The following is an 18,293-nucleotide window of genomic DNA, read 5'->3' on the forward strand; positions in this document are numbered from 1 at the left end:
CCGTTGGCGACGATCGCCGCCGGTCCGCTCACTGGTTGCAGAATGCGGTTCTGGCGGCCGGATGACCGCACTTCGCGACCAGTGAGCGGAGGGGAAGCCGCCGTGCCGTCACACTCGCCGAGGCGCCCACGGCCAGGCGTAGCCTCGGGAGCATGACCTCCCTGACCGACGTCCTCGGCATCCGCACGCCCATCCTGCTCGGGCCGTTCGGCGGGCTCAGCTCGATCCCGCTCGTCGCGGCGGTCAGCGCCGCGGGAGGCCTCGGAGCGTACGGGCTGTACGGCTACGACGGCGAGCGGATCCGCACGACCATCGCGGGGATCAGGGCGGCCACCCGCCGGCCGTTCGCGGTGAACATCTGGCTGCCCCGGGGCGACGAGGTCGAGCCCGGTGCCGAGCACGACGACTATGCGGCGGCGCTCGCTCCGTTCTTCGCCGAGGTCGGCGTCGAGGTTCCGGCCCGTCCCGAGGCGTATCTGCCCTCGCTCGACGAGCAGCTCGGCGCGATCCTCGAGACGGCCCCCGCCGTGCTCAGCGTCGTGTTCGGCGTGCCCTCGGCGTCGCTCGTCGACGAGGCGCACGGCCGCGGGATCCGCGTCGTCGGCACCGCGACCACGGTCGCCGAGGCGCGCGCCCTCGCCGAGGTCGGGGTGGACGCGATCGACGCCACGGGCGCCGAGGCCGGGGGACACCGGGTGTCGTTCCTGCGGCCGGCCGAGGAATCGCTGGTCGGGCTGTTCTCGCTGCTGCCGCAGGTCGTCGACGCGGTCGACGTGCCCGTGATCGCCGCCGGCGGGATCTCGGATCGGCGCGGTGTCGCCGCCGCCTTCGCGCTCGGCGCACAGGGCGTGCAGGTCGGCACCGCCTTCCTCGGCACGGCGGAGTCGGCCGCGAACGAGGCGCATCGGGCGGCGATCCGGGCGACGCCCGCGGAGGGCACCATGCTCACCCGCGCGATGAGCGGCCGGCTCGCCCGTGGCGCACGCAACAGGGTGGTCGCCGAGATCGAGGCCGCCGGATCGATCGCCCCGTTCCCGGCGCAGAACTGGATCACCGGCCGCTTCCGCACGGCTGCCGGGCAGCAGAACAACGGAGAGCTGCAGTCGCTGTGGATGGGGCAGTCGGCGTCGCTGGCCCGTTATGAGACCGCCGCGGAGGCGTTCGCCGAACTGGCTGCAGGGGTGCCGAGCGTCTGAACGGGGCGTCCGGCCTCAGAGGATGACGGTCGAGCGGCCGTGCACGATGACACGATCGTCGGCGTGCCACTGCACGGCGCGCGCGAGCACCAGGCGCTCCACATCGGCGCCGCGGGCCTGCAGCTCGGCGGCCGAATCGGCGTGGGTCACGCGGGTGACGTCCTGCTCGATGATCGGCCCCTCGTCGAGGTCGGCCGTGGCGTAGTGCGCGGTGGCGCCGATGAGCTTCACACCGCGATCCTTGGCGCGCGCGTAGGGGTTCGCCCCGATGAACGCCGGCAGGAACGAGTGATGGATGTTGATCACCGGGGCGCCGAGGCTCCCGATGAAGTCGTCGGTGAGGATCTGCATGTAGCGCGCGAGCACGACCAGATCCACGTTGCCCTGCAGCAGCTCGAGCTGGCGCCGCTCCATCTCGGCCTTGCCCTCGGCGCCCGAACCGGAAGGGATGTGCACGAACGGCACGCCGAACGAGCGCACCGATTCGGCCAGATCCGGATGGTTGGAGACGACCATGGTGACGTCGATGTCGAGCTGGCCGCGCTGCGTGCGCCAGAGCAGCTCCATGAGGCAGTGGTCGTACTTGGACACGAAGATCGCGACGCGCTTGCGCTTGGAGGCGTCGTGCAGCGACCACTCCATGCCGAAGCGCTCGGCGACCGCGGCCAGGTCCGCCTCGAGCGCCGGGCGTGCGGCGGCGAGCCCGTCGCGGTGGATCACGGTGCGCTGGAAGAAGCGTCCGCCGGCCGCGTCTGTCGAGTGCTGATCCAGGGAGATGATGTTCGCCTCATGCGCGGCGAGCACTCCGGCGACGGCGGCGACGATTCCGGGCTGGTCGTCGCACGCGATGAGCAGTCGTGCGGTATCGGGCTGCGCCATGGCGTCGTCTCCTTGCAAGCGGGTGTGCGTCGATTCTGCCGCGCCCCGGGGCGCGAGGCGAATCGTGCCCGCCCTTCGCGTGCCGAGTGCCGGGGCGGATCCGCAGACGCAGAGGGGGCCCGAGCGCAAGGCCCGGGCCCCCTCCGTCGAGGATCCTTCGTCAGAGCACCTCGCTGATCAGTTCCCGCCGCCGAACTCGGCCAGGCTCAGCGTCTGGTCCCCGGGGCGGGTGAACAGGCCGGCCTGCCCGGCGCTCGAGGCTCCGTGCGACGCCGCCTTGTCCCAGGTGCGGCCCGGGGTCGTCGCCGCGGCGGAGGTGTCGATGCCCAGCACGAGCCCCGAGTAGCGGTTCACGAGCCGGACGGATCCGGTCGCCTCCCCGCTGGTCGGATCGGTGCTCGGCACGACGAACCACTGCTGCCCGACGCCGGCCGCCGCCTTGTCGGTGAGCGTCAGCCCGGCGCCCCATGCGCGACCGGCGGTCGAGGAGGCATCGACGCCCAGGAGCGATCCTGCCTGCGTCGCGATCGTGTATGCGCCGTCGCCGGTCGCCGTGAAGGTCCAGGCGCCGTTCTTGCGGTTCACGGATCCGGCCGTCGTCACCTTCTTTCCGTTGCCGGACGCGGAGAGCTTGCGCCCGTCCGCGTTGGCGATCGTGTACGCCTTCGTCGTGTCGACCGCGGACACGGGCGAGACGGAGGGGCCGGCGTCGATCGTGACGTTGGCGAGCTGCGCGTAGGCATCGCCCATGCACCCGAACGAGCAGTACGACCGGAAGGACTTGCCCACGATCGCCGAGCTCGTCTTGTTGGCAGGATCCACGAACCATCGGTACCAGGAGGCCGTGGTGTACGCGGATCCGGTGTCGCCGAGGCGGAACCACTTCTGCGTCGCGAGGTTCTTCGTGGCGTAGAACTCCTGCGGTGCGTTGCCCGACTGGTCGGGGTTCTGCGGCTGTCCGATGTACAGCCCGAGGTAGGCGTCGTAGGTGATGTCCATCACGAACAGCGGCGAGGTCGGGGGCATCTGCCCCTTCTTGATCTGCTGCTGCGCGGTGCCGGGCGTGTTCGGGTCGTACTCCTCGTCGACCGGGGTGTAGCCGGTCTCGCTGTCGTCGGCGACGGGGACCATGTTGCTCTCCTTGCCGGAGATGCCGGGCTCCGTCCAAGCGCCGTCGTACCACTTCTGCCAGGTGCCGGTGGCCATCTTCCCGGAGATCGGGGCGCGGGCGACGTGCTCGTAGAACGCCACCCAGCCGCCGGTCTTGTTCACGACGCGGGAACCGTAGAACGCGTAGAAGTATCCGGAGGCGTGGTCGACGTAGAGGCGGGGATCGCCGTCGCCGTAGTAGTAGGTCTGCTGCGGGAACGCGGCGGTGTCGCCACGGGTCGTGCTGTACGGCGAGGTGATCGCGTGACCGGGGATGGTCCAGGTCTTGCCCTGGTCGGTCGAGACGGCGTAGTCGATCGCGTCGTAGTGCAGTCCGTCGCCGAAGGGCTTGGGGGTGAACTCGTTGTGCACGAGGCCGTACCAGTCGCCCGAGTCGGGGTCGACCCACATCTGGGTGACGTCGCAGTAGTTCGGCTGCGTGTAGCTGGATCCGGCCGGCGCCTTGGTCGACTCCACGCCGGTCGGGCTGGCGTTGCAGAAGTCCGTGGTGTCCGGGTTGGTGCCCGCGGCGTTCAGCGCGTCGTCCGGCTTCGCCGTGTCGAAGTTCGTGCCGGTGTACCAGTTCCACTGGCGGATGTCGCCATTGCTGCCGTCGGGCTCGTTGTAGTAGTTCGCGTGCGACTCGCCGAAGTGGAACGTGCCGTCGGTATCGATGAACGGGCTGGCCGGGGTGTCGTCGGGGTACTGCCACGTGCTGTCGTCGACGGAGTCGGTGGTGACCGTGGCGGCAGCGGGCTTGGGGGTGGGAGTCGGCGTCGGGGTCGGGGTCGGCGTGACGATCGGGTCGGTCGTGTAGACGACGATCTCGGAGGCCGAGGCGTTGTTCGAGCCGTTCACGGCGTCGAGGATCCGGAACTCGACGTAGCGCGCGGAGACCGGCTGGGCGAACGTCACGTACTGGATCTGCGTATTGCTGGTCGGCTGCGAGAACGTCGCCGCGCCGGCGAGCGTCCATCCGCTGCTCTTCCCGTCCTTCGCGACCGCGGCGTCGTTCGTGGTGAGCACCTGCACGTTCTTCGCCGGGCCGTTGCCCTGCACCTTGACCGAGTACCCGAGGCCGGTGAGGGGGTGCTCCGCGCCGATGTCGAACGTGAGGTAGTGCGGCATCGGATCCGGTGTGCCGCCGTTGTAGTTCGACGCCCACTGGGTCGAGTAGTCGCCGTCGAACGCGCCCTTCGCAGTGCCGTCGAGAGAGGGCGGCGCGGGGTAGGGCGCGGATTCGGAATCGACGTCGAGCAGGGTGTAGCCCACATCGGGGATCGCGGCGCCGGCAGGAGGTGCGGTGTCGGCGTGCGCCGAGGAGACGGCGCCGAGGCTCAGCGTCGTCGCGGCGATCGCGAGCGCGGCCGCACCGGCGAGGAGGCCTCGCGAGGTTCGGGGGAGGGACAGGATCTGTGGGGGCATCGGTCTTCCTTGCTGCGTCGTCGAGGCGGGGAGAACATCGGCCACGGTACCTGCAAGTTATCGCTAACATCAAGGATATGCTGAGAATTGCGCCGTAGCTTGGTCGTAACGAGATAGCGCAAACATCACCGCGTGCGCCGTGTCGGCTGCGCGCAGGGTGCGGACGCGGCCGCGGTGCGCGGTCAGTGACGCGGAGCCTGGGTCGAGCTGCGCACGACGAGGCGAGGCGTGATCGACTCCACCGGCGGTACCGCGCCCGGGTGCGAGATCGCGTGCAGCAGGTGCTCCACGGCGATGCGGCCGACCTCGCCGAACGGCTGCGCGACCGTGGTGAGCGCGGGGGAGCAGAACTCGGCGAGCGGGATGTCGTCGACACCCACGATCGACACGTCGTCAGGGATCGACCGGCCCAGCTCGGCGAAGGCGCGGGCGAGGCCGAACGCCATTTCGTCGCTCGACACGAACACCGCGGTGGCCTCGGGGATGCGTGCGAGGATCCGGCCCGCGCGATGGCCCGACTCCGGGGACCAGTCCCCGTCGATCTCGGGCGGTGCCTCCCGGCCGGCATCGGCGAGCGCCTCACGCCAGCCCTGGGTGCGGCTCGAGGCATCCAGCCACTGCTGCGGACCCGCGACGTGCCAGACGGTCTCGTGGCCGAGATCCAGCAGGTGGCGGGTCGCGATCCGTCCCACCTCGCGCTGGTCGACGGCTACCACCTGGGTCGACGCCGTGCGCGAACCGTCGATCGTGATCGTCGGCAGCGTGCGCGTCAGCTCGTCGATCGCGCGCGTGGTCGAGATCAGCGGCACCGCGAGCACGATGCCCTCGACGCCCTGGTCGGCGAGACGCGACATGGCGCGCTCGATCTCGCCCGCATCGAGGGAGGGCGTCGTGACGGAGTTCACGATGTAGCCGGCCTCGGACGCGGTGGTCTCGATGCCGACCGCCACCGCTGTGCGCGAGTAGAAGCCCGTGCGCAGCGATACGACGCCGATCGCCCTGCTCCGCCCGGACGACAGTGCGCGGGCGGCGTTGTTGCGGCGGTAGCCGAGCTGCTCGACCGCCGCGAGCACCTTCGCCCTGGTCTCGGGCTGCACGCTCGGGTTGCCGCTCAGCGTGCGGGACACGGTCTGCGCCGAGACCCCGGCCAGGCGCGCGACGTCGGCCATTCCCGGGATGCGGCGGGGATCCGGCGTCGCTGCGGTCGTCATGGGGTCCGATCGTGGGTGGGCGCGGGCGGTCGTCCCGGCACACGTGCATGATATCGATCACATGCGCGGAGGTGTGCGACGCGGGACGGTGGTCACCGCGCGGGCATAGCCTTGAGCGTGTGATCTCCTCCGAACCGGACGCCCCGCTCGGCGCGCTCCTGGATGACGCGCGCACCGCTCTCTCCGGCGTGCCGCAGGAGGCGCTCGGGCGCGAGAAGACCGGGCGGTGGCGGGCACCGCGCATCGTGCGGGTCGGATCCGCCTGGCACGTCGGCGTGCTGCTCGTCGCCGGTGATGCCGTGTACGCCACGGCCGAGGTGCTGCGCGCCGCAGCCCCGGTGCGTCGGGGCTATGCGGCCGAGTCGGCACGAGCCAGGGCGGAGCGCCGGGCGGAGGCCTCCCGCGGTGGCTTCGACGACGGCGAGACCGTGCACGTGGGCTGGACGCCGATCGACCTGGACGCCGTGGCGGCCGGGGGATCCTCCGGCCCGCTCGCGCTGGTGGACGGCGTGCCGTCGGTGCGGTGGTCCGCGGCCGGTTCCCTCATGCCGCTCTCCGCCTACCTCGACGACCGCATCGCCCTCCTCCGTTCCGCCTCCCTTTAGACCGCGAGACTCCATCTCCGCGACGAGACTGCGCTGATTTGGTGCAGTCTCGTCGCCCAGTTGCAGTCTCGCGGTCAGAGGTCAGAAAGCGGCGGCGGGGTCAGCGGGCCAGTGCGCGCTCGCCGAAGCGGTGCAGGATCCGCGCCGGCTCGGTGACGACGGATTCGAGCACGGCCTCCTGCACGGTGTGGAAGGCGTCCGGATCGAAGTAGCCGGTGGTGCGGTAGAAGACCATCCGATCGGCGAAGTCGCGCGGCGACGGCTCGGGATGGAACTGCGTGGCGTACAGGTCGGCCCCCACGCGGTACGCCTGCACGGGGCAGGTGTCGTTGCCGGCGAGCAGCACCGCGCCCGACGGCACGGCGACCGCGCTCTCCTTGTGCGCGGTGAAGGCGTGGAACACGGGCCCTGCGGGGCCGAACAGCGGATCCGTGACCGCCGCGGCCGTGGTGCGGATCTCTGCCGCGGTGGCCTCCTCGGGGTTGTCCATGCCGACTTCTCCGCCGAGGAGGCGCGTGATCACGCCGATTCCGAAGCAGGTGAAGAACGCGGTGGTGGCGCCGTCGATCGCGCGCTCCGCGATGCGCTCCAGATCCGACTCGACCCGCCGCTGGGTCTCGGACTTGCGGACGTCGGTGACGTTGAACGGAGAGCCGCCGATCACGAAGCCGGCGTAGCGGTCGAAGACGTCGTCCGGCAGTGCGGAGGTCGTGAGGTCGATGCGGTCCAGTGCGTCAGCATCGACGCCGAGGGCGACACGGAACGACGCGCGCTCCGCCGTCGCCGCATCCAGCTCAGGGCGCACGCCGACATACAGGAGCGAGGCCATCCCTGGATTCTAGGCGAGCGGCGGAGGCCGTCGAAGTCCGGATGCAACGGACGGGAATATGAAGGAAGGAGTCGCGTTGAACTTGACAGCACAACGCTCAAGTTTGAGAGGAAGCGAAATGCCCAACGATTTCACCGACGCGGGTTCGGGCTCGTTCGACGAGTTCCTCGCCCGCTACCTGGCCGGTGAGCAGGCCCGGCAGACCCGGTCCATCGACCTCAGCCGGTTCCTGACCGTGCGCACCCAGCGCATCCTGCAGCGCGCCGGCCGCTTCGCGCTCGAGCGCGGCCAGACCGAGCTCGACGCCCTGCACGTCCTGCGCACCATCGTCGAGGACGACGCCGTCGACCAGGCGATCCGCAACATCGGGGTGACCCCGCAGGCCATCGTCGACGCCGTCGACACCCGCCTGCCCGCCCCTGGCGACGCCTCTGACATCGACGCCGCGACGATCACCCCGAGCGCCAGCCGCGCGCTGTTCCACGCCTACCAGGTGGCGCGCTCATCGGGTGCGACCTACATCGAGCCGGAGCACGTCTTCTTCGCGCTCGTGCTCGGACAGGACGCCCCCGCGGGCCAGATCCTCGCGCGTGCCGGCGTCACCGCCGAAGCGCTCACCCAGAGCCTGCGCGAGCCCGTGACCGCGGGTGCCGCGCCAGAGGCCGAGAACACCCAGTCGGCGTCCGAGACCCCGATGCTCGACCGGTTCGGTCTCGACCTCACCGCCCGTGCCCGCTCCGGCGAGCTCGATCCGGTGATCGGCCGGGCCTCGGAGATCGAGCAGACGATCGAGATCCTCAGCCGGCGCACCAAGAACAACCCGGTGCTGATCGGCGAGGCGGGCGTCGGCAAGACCGCGATCGTCGAGGGCCTTGCCCGCGCGATCGTCGACGGCGCCGTGCCCGCGCAGCTCAAGGACCGTCGCGTCGTGGCGCTCGACCTGCCCGCGATGCTCGCCGGCACCCGCTACCGCGGCGACTTCGAGGAGCGTCTCACCCAGACCATGGACGAGATCGCCGCGCACAAGGGCGAGATCATCGTCTTCATCGACGAGGTGCACACCGTCGTCGGTGCGGGCGGATCCGGAGAAGGCGGCGGCATGGACGCCGGCAACATCCTGAAGCCGCGCCTCGCGCGGGGCGACCTGCACCTGGTCGGCGCGACCACGCTCGCCGAGTACCGCCGGATCGAGAAGGATCCGGCCCTCGAACGCCGGTTCCAGCCGGTCAAGGTGGCCGAGCCCTCGATCGAGGACGCCGTGCGCATCCTCGAAGGGCTCAAGCCCGCGTACGAGCAGCACCACGCCGTCGCCTACACGGACGACGCGATCCGCGCCGCCGTCGAGCTGAGCGCGCGGTACCTGCCCGACCGGGTGCTGCCGGACAAGGCGATCGACCTCATCGACCAGGCCGGCGCCCGTTTGCGCCTCCGCCTGGGCGTCGCGACCGATGTGGCCGCGCTGTTCGCCGAGCTGGCCGACCTCGAAGCGCGCAAGAACGCCGCGGTCGGCGCCGAGCACTACGAGGAGGCCTCGCGGATCCGCGACGAGATCGCCGCGGTCCAGGCGCGGATCGACGCAGGCAGCACCGCGCGCCTTGTCGACACCGAGCCCGCTGTCGTCGGCGAGGCCGAGATCGCCGCGGTGATCGCGCGCGCCACCGGGATCCCGGTCAGCCGGGTCTCCGAGAGCGAGCGGGAGCGTCTGGCGGACCTCGAGTCCGACCTGCACGCCCGCGTGATCGGGCAGGACGACGCGGTCGCTGCCGTGGCACGGGCCGTGCGCCGCAGCCGTACCGGCATGGGCGACGCGCGTCGGCCGGTCGGATCCTTCCTGTTCCTCGGCCCCACCGGTGTCGGCAAGACCGAGCTGGCCAAGGCGCTCGCCGACCGTCTGTTCGACGATGAGACCGCCGTGATCCGCTTCGATATGAGCGAGTTCGGCGAGCGGCACACGGTGTCGCGGCTCGTCGGCGCCCCTCCGGGATACGTCGGCTACGACGAGGCGGGGCAGCTCACCGAGCGCGTGCGGCGCAACCCCTACGCGATCGTGCTGTTCGACGAGATCGAGAAGGCGCACCCCGACGTGTTCAACCTGCTGCTGCAGGTGCTCGACGACGGTCGCCTGACCGACGGCCAGGGGCGCACGGTCGACTTCCGCAACACGGTGATCGTGATGACGTCGAACATCGGATCCGAGTTCCTCGCGTCGCGCTCCGGCGCGCTCGGGTTCGTGGCCTCGCAGGACGGATCCGCGAACGGATTCGCCTCGCAGGAGGATCTGCGCGCCCGCGTGATGGGCAAGCTCCGCGAGGCCATGCGGCCGGAGTTCCTGAACCGCATCGACGAGATCGTGCTGTTCCAGAAGCTCAGCCGCGAGGAGCTGGGTCGCATCGTGCGCCTGCTGCTGCAGGCGACGTCTCGCCGCCTTGCCGGCCGCGACGTGACGCTGGACATCACCGACGCGGCCGTGGCCTGGCTCGGCGAGCACGGCTACGAGCCGGAATACGGTGCGCGGCCGCTGCGCCGCCTGATCCAGCGCGAGGTGGACGACCGCATCGCGGACCTGTTCGTCTCGGGCGAGCTGGGTGACGGCGGCCGTGTGGTCGTGGACGCGACGGGCGACGTGCTGCAGGTCACTGCGACCGCGGAACTGGCGCAGGCGGCCTGACCGCAACGGTCGTTGAGCGAGGACGGCGAAGCCGACCGAGACGAGACGCGGTGCTCTTTCGAGGGCGCCGCGTTTCGTCTCGCGGAGACCCGCACTGAGCGAGCGCAGCGAGTCGGAGTGTCGCTCGACGACCCTAGGACTGGCCGCCGAGTCCGCGGGACGAGTTGGCGCGGCGGCCGCGCACAACCCCCACGAACGCCTCGATGTCGGGCGTGGTGGCGTCGGCCGGCCAGGCCAGCAGCACCTGGGAGACGGGAGCGTCCCGCAGGATCCGGTATTCGACGTCCTTGCGGTGATGCAGGCGCGCGAGCGACATCGGCGCGACCAGGATCCCGACGCCCGAGGCGACGGTCTCGACGGCGTCCGCCACGGAGGCCAACGGGGGGATCCGCGACGGGACGGTCGGCAAGTCGAGGTCGCCCAGCACGTCTTCACGTGTGGCGAGCAGCGTCTCGCCCTCCAGGTCTGCGGGGGAGAGCTCCTCGGCGGCGAGGAGATGCGACTCGGCCGAGGCGATGACCACGGGGAGCTCCTCGTAGAGGGGGATCGCGTGCATGCCGTCCTTGTCGAACGGGGCGCGCACGAGCGCGAGGTCGACGACGCCGTCGGTCAGCGCTGAGCGCTGCGCGTCGAACGCGACCGGCACGAGCTCGAGGGTCACGAGCGGCATCCGCTCGTTCCACGTGTCGATCCAGCGTCCCGGGGTGGCACCGGCGACGGCGCCGAGGCGCAGCGTGCGTGGCTCCTCCGCGAGCGGGGCCGGAGCGTCGAAGACGACCTTCTCCGCCTTCTTGCCGCGAGGCGCGGACTTGCCGGATCCTTTGCCTGCGCTCTTGCCCTTGTTGGCCGGACCTGCGGCCGTACTGCGGGCGCCGCCCTTGGCGGAGCGCATCGCGGGCTTGCGTCCGCCGGATGCGCCTCGCTTGCTCATGCGTTCAGCGTACCGGCGGGTGCGCGACGATCTCGGCGGGATCGCGACCACAGCCCGCAGCGACACGCGCGAAGTGCGTGCGCGGGAATAGATCCGTCTCGTTCGCGGTTGCAGATGTATCCGGGGAAAGTCCCGGGCACGGGAGGTTTTCGTGGGTAAGAACTACGTCGACATCGAGGACGGCCGTGGCGGCACCTTGCGCTATCGCAAGCACGCCAACGGCCGTGGTCTGATCGCGCACGGTGCCAAGGTGCACCCGCAGGCGGTCGTGGAGGCCGGCGCCTATGTCGAACCGGGCGCGAAGGTCGGTGCCGGAGCGCATGTCGCGCGCGGCGCCTGGATCGAGCCCGAGGCGATCGTGGGCGTGAACGCCCGGATCGAGGCCCATGCCCACATCGGGCAGGGGTCGGTGATCGGCGACGGCGCCACCATCGGGGTGCGCACCGAGGTCGGGGCCGGCGCGCACATCGCGCGCGGCGCGAAGATCGGCGACGACGAGACCGTCGCCGCCGGCATGACGCTGGACACCGACCGCAAGGGCCTGTGGCTCGCGGCCTGAACACCCCGGCCAAGCCGTGGTGAGAACCGACGGCACCGTCGCAGGCACAAGACGCGCATCTCCCAGAGGGGTGCGCGTCTTCGCGTTCCGGTCGCCGCCGGCCTGCTCAGTGGTCGCAGATTGCGGTCCTGCCGCAGCGATGACGGCAATCTGCGACAGGTGAGCGGATGGGATCCGGCTGGCGCCGCCGGCGTCCTGCTCAGCGCTGGCAGCGGGGGCACCAGAAGGTGCGGCGCTCCTCGGTGGGATCCGCGCCGAGCTCGCCGCTCTCGATGAGCGCGCCGCAGCGCCGGCAGGTGCGATGCGCCCGCCCGTAGACCCAGGTCGTGCGCCCGCGCTGGGCGACGCCGGTGAAGGTGCGGTCGAGACGGTCCCTGTTGGCGCGGATCGTGCGCGCCCCCAGCTCCAGCAGCGGGGTGACGTCGACCTCGTTCGCGGGCGTCGTGGGACGCACCCCGCGCAGGAACAGCAGCTCGGCGGCGTACTCGTTGCCGAACCCGGCCACGTTGCGCTGGTCGAGGAGGGCGACGTGGATCGGCCGCCGGTCCGCGCCGAGGCGTCGTGCGGCCTCGTCCAGGTCCCAGTCGGCAGAGAGCGGATCCGGTCCGAGGTGCGCCACGAGCGTGTCCTCCTGCGCGGTGGGGACGAGCGCCAGCATCGAGACGTCGAAGCCGACCGCCTCCGCCTCCGCCGTGCTCACGATCGCGCGGGCGGTGTAGCCGGGCGCTCGCCAGCGCTCGCCGGGGCGGTACAGATGCCAAGCGCCATCCATGCGCAGGTGCGAACGGAGCGTGGAGTCGCCGATCCGCATGAGGATGTGCTTGCCGCGCGGCACCACGGCGTGCACGACGGATCCGGTGAGGTCGGCGGTCGCCAGCTCGGGCACGCGCAGGTCGAAGCGGGTGACGACGCCGCCCCGCAGCGCGGCGTCGAGGCGCTGCGCCACCCGGTAGACGGTGTCGCCCTCAGGCATGCGCGGATGTCCCTCCGCTGGCACCCGCGGGCCGGACCTCGTCGGCGGGCGCGGAGATCTCCGCACCGCTCGCGGTGCGGTCGGTCAGGGTCCTGGCGAGCATGGTGGATCCCGCGACAGCGGCCGGCATGGTGATGACCGCTCCGAGCGGCACCATGTAGCAGAGCTGCGTGGCGACGCCGAAGCCGAGAACGCGCGCCCTTCCGGAGGCGAGGAGCCGCTGCCGTTCGTCGTGGCTGAGGCCACGGGCGTCGAACGCGCGCCCGGCCAGCTCCCGTGCGAGCAGCCGCCCCGACAGCAGGACGCCGACGACGGTTGCGATCGCTCCGCCCACGAGCGGGATGAAGCCCAGGACGAGGGTGAGCAGGGCGACGAGAATCCCCAGCACGATCAGCCGCAGGCCTTCGCCGACCGTGGTCCAGAACCCGGTCTCACCCACAGGCGCCGCGCCGCCCAGCGACTGTTCCACCCCTCGCCAGATGCGCTGGTAGAACGGGTCGCCGATCGTCAGCGTCAGAGCGGTGAAGACGAGGCCCGACAGCACCGCGGCGGCGACGAACAGCACGATGCCGATCGCGATGCGCAGCGCCTCGCGCCATCCTGCGATCCATCCGTCGGCGAACGGCGTCATCCAGGCGGTGATGGAGCCCAGCGAGAAGCCGAACGGGATGAGCACGGCGACCAGGACCGCGAAGCTGATCAGGGCAGGGACGAGCCCGAGCGCGAGCAGCCGCGGGTGCGTGCGCCACAGACCGAATCCGCGTATCAGGGTGCCGAATCCAGCGGCGAACTCACGGATCATGCCACCAGAGTAGGCGTCCCGCCGACCCGCAGCGGATCCGGGTCGGCTCACAACCTCTTCCGCAGGGTGTAGCCACGTGGAGTCGCGACGAATCCTGCCTCCTGCAGCAGCCGTCCGAGCAGAGTTCCCGCGGCGGTGCCGTACATGCCCTCGCCGTTCACCTTCTCGATGGTCAGCGTCTCGAGCCCGCGTGCCTTCGCGGTCGCAGCGAGGTCGGCCGCCGCGGCGCGCAGCTCGTCCTCGTCGTCGGTGAAGGCGAGCACGGTCTTTCCGCCGCGTTCGAGATAGAGGGCGAGGCCGCCGTCGACGAGGACCACAAGAGCGCCCGCTTTGCGGCCGGGCCGGTGCGAGACGTCGTCCCTGCGGGGCCAGCCGAGAGCGGCGCCGTAGGGGTTGGCCGGATCGGTCGCGGCGAGGGTACGCGCCGTGCGCGGCGGCGGATCGGCGAGCCCGGCGAAGGTGCGGAGCCGGTCGATCGTGGCGGAGGCGGCGAACTGGGCGGCGCCGAGCTTCTCGATCACGTAGCCGCGCCGGCAGTGCCCTGCCTCCTCGAACCCCGCCAGCACGCGGTACGCCTGCGCGAACCCGCCCGGCAGCCCCTCCGACTGCACGGATCCACGTGTGACCACGCCGTAGCGGTCGAGCAGCAATCCCGCGGACACGGTGGCGCGGCGGGCCGGATCCGTCTCCGCCTCCGGAAGCAGCGACCAGCGCCCTCCGACGTTCAGAGGTCGCGGCGTGGAGGCGGGGCGGGCGAGCGACATGCCACGGAACGTGCGCGTACGCGGTGCGCGGCGCGCCACCTTGTGCGCCTGGTTGCCGCCGCTCAGCAACGACCGGATCGGGGCGAAGGTGTCGTTCGTGACGTGGCCCGACCACGCCAAGTTCCAGAGGGCCTCCACCACGGAGGCCTCGTTCTCGGCGCCCGTGGCCTCGCGCAGCTGTGCGGCGAAGTATGCGCCGCCAGAGGCGAGCGCGGCGAGCAGCTGGGCTTCGAGCGAGCCCTCCTCCGGCGCCTCCTCGGCGATCGGCACCGTGAACGGCGCGAGGTCGACGGGGTGCAGCGAGACCCAGCCGTCCCGGCCGGGGAGGGCTCCATGCCCGGCCCAGACGACCTCTCCCGAACTGGTCAGCTCGTCGAGCATGGCCGGGCTGTAGTCGCGCACGCGCTGGGACAGCACGAGCGACTCCCATGCGCTCGCCGGGATCGGCACGCCCGCGAGCTGCTCGATCACGGTCGCGACGCCGTCGATGCCCTCGAGGGGCCGCGACAGATGCTGCCACTCCGGGAGGAACCGCGCGAACGCTGCGGGCGGCACGGGCTCGACGCTGCCGCGGATCGCCGCGAGCGAGCGCATCCGCAGACGGCGCAGCACCTCGGTGTCGCACCACTCGGTCTCATCCGGGCCCGCAGACGTCGCCGATGCACGGGCCCCCGCCTCGGAGGCGCTCGAAGGGGCCGGCAGGAAGTATCCGCTCGTGACCCGCCCGTCGGCCTCGAGCCGCTGCAGCGTCTGCCGCACGATCGCGGTGCCGAGTCCGAAGCGGGTGGCGACGACGGATCCGAGGAAAGGTCCGTGCGTGCGCGCGTGCCGGGCCACGAGGTCGCCGAGCGGATCCGCGACGGGCTCCAGGAATGCGACAGGGATCCCGACGGGCAGGGGAACGCCGAGGGCGTCGCGCAGGCGTCCCGCATCCTCGATCGCGGCGACCCGGCGCACGCCGCCGATCGTGACCTCGATGGCGCGGCGGGCGTCGATGAGAGCGGTGAGGTGGGCGGCGGCCTGATCGGTCGTTGAGCGAGCGAAGCGAGACGAAACGCGGTGATCCGACGGAGGCAGCGTTTCGTCTCGGTCGGCTTCGCCGTCCTCGCTCAACGACCCCGAGGGATCCGACGCTTCCGCCGGTTCGAGCCGCTCCGCGACCTCGGTCGCGTCCAGCGGCCCGAGGAGTCGAAGCAGATCCGCGACGCCCTCGACGCCCCGTGCCCGCCTGGCCGGATCCAGCCGCTGCGCCTCGCGCTCGAACTGGACGATGACGTCCGGATCCAGCAGCTCGCGCAGCTCGACCGTGCCGAGCAACTCGCCCAGGAGGGCCGGATCCACGGACAGCGCCGCGGCTCGGCGCTCGGCGAGCGGGGAGTCGCCCTCGTACATGAACGCGCCGACGTAGCCGAACAGCAGGTCGCGGGCGAAGGGCGAGGGCTGCGCGGTCTGCACCTCGACGAGCCGGATGCGCCGCTCCGCGATGCCGGTCGCGAGCCGTCGCAGCGAGGGCAGATCGTAGACGTCCTGCAGCACCTCGCGCAGCGTCTCCAGGATGATCGGGAACGTCGGATGCTTGCGGGCGACCTCGAGCAGCTGCGCCGAGCGCTGCCGCTGCTGCCACAGCGGGGTGCGCCGGTTGGGGTTCATCCTCGGCATCAGCAGCGCGCGCGCTGCGCACTCCCGGAAACGCGAGGCGAAGAGTGCGGAACCGCCCACCTCGTCGGTCACGATCCGCTCGAGCTCGTCGGGCTCGAACACGAACAACTCGGCCCCGGGCGGCTCCGCGTCGGCGTCGGGCACGCGCACGATGATGCCGTCGTCGCTCGCGACCGCCGAGCCCTCCACGCCGAGGCGCTCCCGGATGTGCGCGTTCACGGCGAGGGCCCACGGTGCGTGGACCATCTGCCCGTAGGGGGAGTGCAGGATCACGCGCCAGTCGCCGATCTCGTCGCGGCTGCGCTCGACCGTCAGGGTGCGGTCGGTGGGCAGCGTGCCCGTCGACTCCTTCTGCTCGTTCAGATGCGCGAGGAGGTTCGCCTGCGCCAGCTCGTCCAGCCCCGCGGCCGCGAGACGCTCGCGGGCCTTCGCGGGTGTTGCGCCGTGCACCTCGCGGTTGAAGACGCCGAGCGCCTCACCGAGTTCGAACGGGCGGCCGAGGCCGTCGCCGTGCCAGAACGGCACCTTGCCGGGCTGCCCGTACGCGGGGATCACGTTCACCCGGTCGTGCGTGATCTCGGCGATCCGCCAGCTCGTGGTGCCAAGGGTGAACACGTCGCCGACGCGCGACTCGTAGACCATCTCCTCGTCGAGCTCGCCGACGCGGGCGCCCGTGGTCTCGCCGGCCACGAAGACGCCGAACAGGCCCCGATCGGGGATCGTTCCGCCGCTCGTGACCGCGATCCGCTGCGCGCCGGGGCGCCCGGTGAGCGTGCCGGCGTCGCGGTCCCAGACGAGGCGCGGGCGCAGCTCGGCGAACTCGTCGGAGGGGAAGCGCCCGGCGAGCAGGTCGAGGGTCGCCTCGTACGCCGAGCGGGGGAGGGCGGCGAAGGGCGCGCTGCGGCGCACCGTGTCGAACCACTGCTCGACGTCGAGCGGTTCCAGCGCGCAGGCGGCGACGGTCTGCTGCGCCAGGATGTCCAGCGGGTTCCGGGGCACGCTGATCGCCTCGATCTGCCCGGCGAGCATGCGCTCGGTGACGATCGCAGTGTGAAGCACATCGCCGCGGTGCTTGGGGAACAGCGACGCGCGGCTGATCTCGCCGACCTGGTGCCCGGCGCGGCCCACGCGCTGCAGTCCGGAGGCTGCCGAGGGCGGCGCCTCCACCTGGATCACGAGGTCCACCGCGCCCATGTCGATGCCGAGCTCGAGACTGCTCGTCGCAACGACGCAGCGCAGCACGCCCGACTTCAGCTCCTCCTCGACGATCGCCCGCTGCTCCTTGGAGACCGAGCCGTGGTGCGCCTTCGCGAGCACCGGATCCGCACCGGCTGTGGATCCTGCCTGGGCCATCATCGCGGCCGGCGGTCCCTGAGCCGGGGCCCCGCGCCCCGGAGGCTCCGGGCGACGCGAAGCGGCGTTTGGAGTGGGGCGGGGGGAGCGAAGGGTCGCCGCCGGCAGATCGAGTCCGATGCGCTCGCTGTAGATCTCGTTCAGCCGCCCCGTGAGTCGCTCGGCGAGGCGCCGTGAGTTGGCGAACACGATCGTCGAGCGGTTCTGCAGGATCCGGTCGACGATCGCCTCCTCGACGTGCGGCCAGACGGAACCGGTCATCTCGGTGTTCTCGCCGAACGCGTCGGCGCCGCCGGCCGCCTGGTCGATCCGATCCGCCCCGAACGGCCGCGGCGTCTCCTCCGTGCCCGGAGGCGGCGGCGGGTTGAGCATGTCCTCGATCGGCACGACGACCTGCAGGTCGAACGTCTTCGACGCGGGCGGTGCCACGATCTGGACCGGCTGCGCGCCGCCGAGGAAGCGCGCCACCTCGTCGATCGGGCGCACCGTCGCAGACAGGCCGATCCGCTGCACGGGCGTCTCCGCTCCTGCCGCCCGTCGCAGCTGGTCGAGCCGCTCCAGGCTGACCGCGAGATGGGCGCCGCGCTTGGTCGCCGCGACGGCGTGCACCTCGTCGATGATGACCGTGTGCACGTCGCGCAGGGTGTCGCCGGCGCGGCTCGTGAGCATGAGGTACAACGACTCGGGAGTGGTGATCAGGATGTCCGGCGGATCCACGACGAGCCGGCGCCGGTCGGACGAGGTCGTGTCGCCCGAGCGCACGCCCACTGTCACCGCGGGCGCGGGGATCCCGAGCCGCCGGGCCGATTGACCGATGCCGATGAGGGGCGAGCGCAGGTTGCGCTCCACGTCGACGCCGAGGGCCTTGAGCGGCGAGATGTAGAGGATCCGGGTGCGTCCTGGTCGCTCGGCATCGTTCTTCTTGCGTCCCTTCGCGCTGGCGGGCGCCGGCGCCGCGGGCGCGGATCCCGCCTCCGCAGCGCGCTCGCGGAACACCCGGTCGATCGCCCAGAGGAACGCCGACAGCGTCTTGCCCGACCCGGTCGGGGCGACGACGAGCGCGTGCTTCCCGCCGGAGATCGCCTCCCACGCGCCCGCCTGCGCGGCGGTGGGTGCGCTGAACGCCCCGCGGAACCAGTCCTGGGTCGCCGGGGTGAAGCGGTCGAGCACATCGCTCATCCGTCCATCTTCGCGGCTGCCGCCGACATTCGGGGGCGGATCCGCCCTCGGCGCAACGACGGGGGATCTGACGCGGATCTCCAAGCCCGGCGCCGCCGGCGGATGCGAGCA

General features: G+C 71.6%; 12 protein-coding genes. 4 read left to right on the plus strand and 8 right to left on the minus strand.

Annotation, left to right across the window (positions count from 1 at the left end):
* Positions 1–152 precede the first annotated feature (152 nt).
* Positions 153–1,196 carry an NAD(P)H-dependent flavin oxidoreductase gene (locus ACTJI8_RS18550; protein WP_440734917.1) on the plus strand — a complete coding sequence of 348 codons (1,044 nt, stop codon included), beginning with the start codon at positions 153–155 and terminating at the stop codon, positions 1,194–1,196.
* A 15-nt stretch (positions 1,197–1,211) separates the two neighbouring features.
* On the opposite strand, the gene purU is transcribed toward ACTJI8_RS18550, so the two are convergent.
* The 3 genes from purU to ACTJI8_RS18565 form a co-directional block, all read right to left on the minus strand.
* Positions 1,212–2,075 (minus strand): formyltetrahydrofolate deformylase, encoded by an 864-nt coding sequence (gene purU, locus ACTJI8_RS18555; RefSeq protein WP_440734918.1) that lies wholly within the window; start codon positions 2,073–2,075, stop codon positions 1,212–1,214.
* A gap of 177 nt (positions 2,076–2,252) precedes the next feature.
* Entirely contained in the window at positions 2,253–4,649 is a 2,397-nt protein-coding gene (locus ACTJI8_RS18560; RefSeq protein WP_440734919.1) for a discoidin domain-containing protein, read from the minus strand.
* A 182-nt stretch (positions 4,650–4,831) separates the two neighbouring features.
* Positions 4,832–5,860: a LacI family DNA-binding transcriptional regulator gene (locus tag ACTJI8_RS18565; RefSeq protein WP_440734920.1), complete on the minus strand. Its 1,029-nt coding sequence runs from the start codon at positions 5,858–5,860 to the stop codon at positions 4,832–4,834.
* A gap of 119 nt (positions 5,861–5,979) precedes the next feature.
* On the opposite strand from ACTJI8_RS18565, the gene ACTJI8_RS18570 reads away from it, so the two are divergent.
* Entirely contained in the window at positions 5,980–6,465 is a 486-nt protein-coding gene (locus tag ACTJI8_RS18570) for a glutaminase (protein WP_440734921.1), read from the plus strand.
* Between the two features lie 100 nt (positions 6,466–6,565).
* On the opposite strand, the gene ACTJI8_RS18575 is transcribed toward ACTJI8_RS18570, so the two are convergent.
* Positions 6,566–7,294, minus strand: coding sequence for a glutamine amidotransferase-related protein (locus ACTJI8_RS18575; protein ID WP_440734922.1), 729 nt, complete (start codon positions 7,292–7,294; stop codon positions 6,566–6,568).
* 118 nt (positions 7,295–7,412) lie between these two features.
* On the opposite strand from ACTJI8_RS18575, the gene ACTJI8_RS18580 reads away from it, so the two are divergent.
* Positions 7,413–9,962 carry an ATP-dependent Clp protease ATP-binding subunit gene (locus tag ACTJI8_RS18580; protein WP_440734923.1) on the plus strand — a complete coding sequence of 850 codons (2,550 nt, stop codon included), beginning with the start codon at positions 7,413–7,415 and terminating at the stop codon, positions 9,960–9,962.
* A gap of 133 nt (positions 9,963–10,095) precedes the next feature.
* Here ACTJI8_RS18580 and ACTJI8_RS18585 read toward each other — a convergent pair whose 3' ends face one another.
* A complete protein-coding gene (locus tag ACTJI8_RS18585) occupies positions 10,096–10,893 on the minus strand; it encodes a LysR family substrate-binding domain-containing protein (protein ID WP_440734924.1) in 798 nt (265 codons plus the stop codon).
* Positions 10,894–11,044: 151 nt separating this feature from the next.
* Here ACTJI8_RS18585 and ACTJI8_RS18590 point away from each other — a divergent pair, with 151 nt between their 5' ends.
* Entirely contained in the window at positions 11,045–11,452 is a 408-nt protein-coding gene (locus ACTJI8_RS18590) for a transferase (RefSeq protein WP_440734925.1), read from the plus strand.
* Between the two features lie 199 nt (positions 11,453–11,651).
* On the opposite strand, the gene ACTJI8_RS18595 is transcribed toward ACTJI8_RS18590, so the two are convergent.
* The 3 genes from ACTJI8_RS18595 to ACTJI8_RS18605 are packed head-to-tail and all read right to left on the minus strand — an operon-like array spanning position 11,652 to position 18,182.
* Positions 11,652–12,425, minus strand: coding sequence for a DNA-formamidopyrimidine glycosylase family protein (locus tag ACTJI8_RS18595; protein WP_440734926.1), 774 nt, complete (start codon positions 12,423–12,425; stop codon positions 11,652–11,654).
* Positions 12,418–13,227, minus strand: a complete 810-nt coding sequence (locus ACTJI8_RS18600) for an EI24 domain-containing protein (RefSeq protein ID WP_440734927.1) — start codon at positions 13,225–13,227, stop codon at positions 12,418–12,420. Before ACTJI8_RS18600 ends, ACTJI8_RS18595 begins: the two co-directional genes overlap by 8 nt.
* A gap of 47 nt (positions 13,228–13,274) precedes the next feature.
* A complete protein-coding gene (locus tag ACTJI8_RS18605; RefSeq protein WP_440734928.1) occupies positions 13,275–18,182 on the minus strand; it encodes an Lhr family ATP-dependent helicase in 4,908 nt (1,635 codons plus the stop codon).
* Positions 18,183–18,293: the final 111 nt, after the last annotated feature.

The sequence above is a fragment of the Microbacterium sp. 22303 genome (assembly GCF_052045265.1).
In the GTDB taxonomy this organism is placed as follows: Bacteria; Actinomycetota; Actinomycetes; order Actinomycetales; family Microbacteriaceae; genus Microbacterium.

Coding starts and splice junctions, on each gene's coding strand:
- ACTJI8_RS18550 (WP_440734917.1), top strand. CDS start 153: ATGACCTCCCTGACCGACGTCCTCGGCATCCGCACGCCCATCCTGCTC.
- purU (WP_440734918.1), bottom strand. CDS start 2,075: ATGGCGCAGCCCGATACCGCACGACTGCTCATCGCGTGCGACGACCAG.
- ACTJI8_RS18560 (WP_440734919.1), bottom strand. CDS start 4,649: ATGCCCCCACAGATCCTGTCCCTCCCCCGAACCTCGCGAGGCCTCCTC.
- ACTJI8_RS18565 (WP_440734920.1), bottom strand. CDS start 5,860: ATGACGACCGCAGCGACGCCGGATCCCCGCCGCATCCCGGGAATGGCC.
- ACTJI8_RS18575 (WP_440734922.1), bottom strand. CDS start 7,294: ATGGCCTCGCTCCTGTATGTCGGCGTGCGCCCTGAGCTGGATGCGGCG.
- ACTJI8_RS18580 (WP_440734923.1), top strand. CDS start 7,413: ATGCCCAACGATTTCACCGACGCGGGTTCGGGCTCGTTCGACGAGTTC.
- ACTJI8_RS18585 (WP_440734924.1), bottom strand. CDS start 10,893: ATGAGCAAGCGAGGCGCATCCGGCGGACGCAAGCCCGCGATGCGCTCC.
- ACTJI8_RS18595 (WP_440734926.1), bottom strand. CDS start 12,425: ATGCCTGAGGGCGACACCGTCTACCGGGTGGCGCAGCGCCTCGACGCC.
- ACTJI8_RS18600 (WP_440734927.1), bottom strand. CDS start 13,227: ATGATCCGTGAGTTCGCCGCTGGATTCGGCACCCTGATACGCGGATTC.
- ACTJI8_RS18605 (WP_440734928.1), bottom strand. CDS start 18,182: ATGAGCGATGTGCTCGACCGCTTCACCCCGGCGACCCAGGACTGGTTC.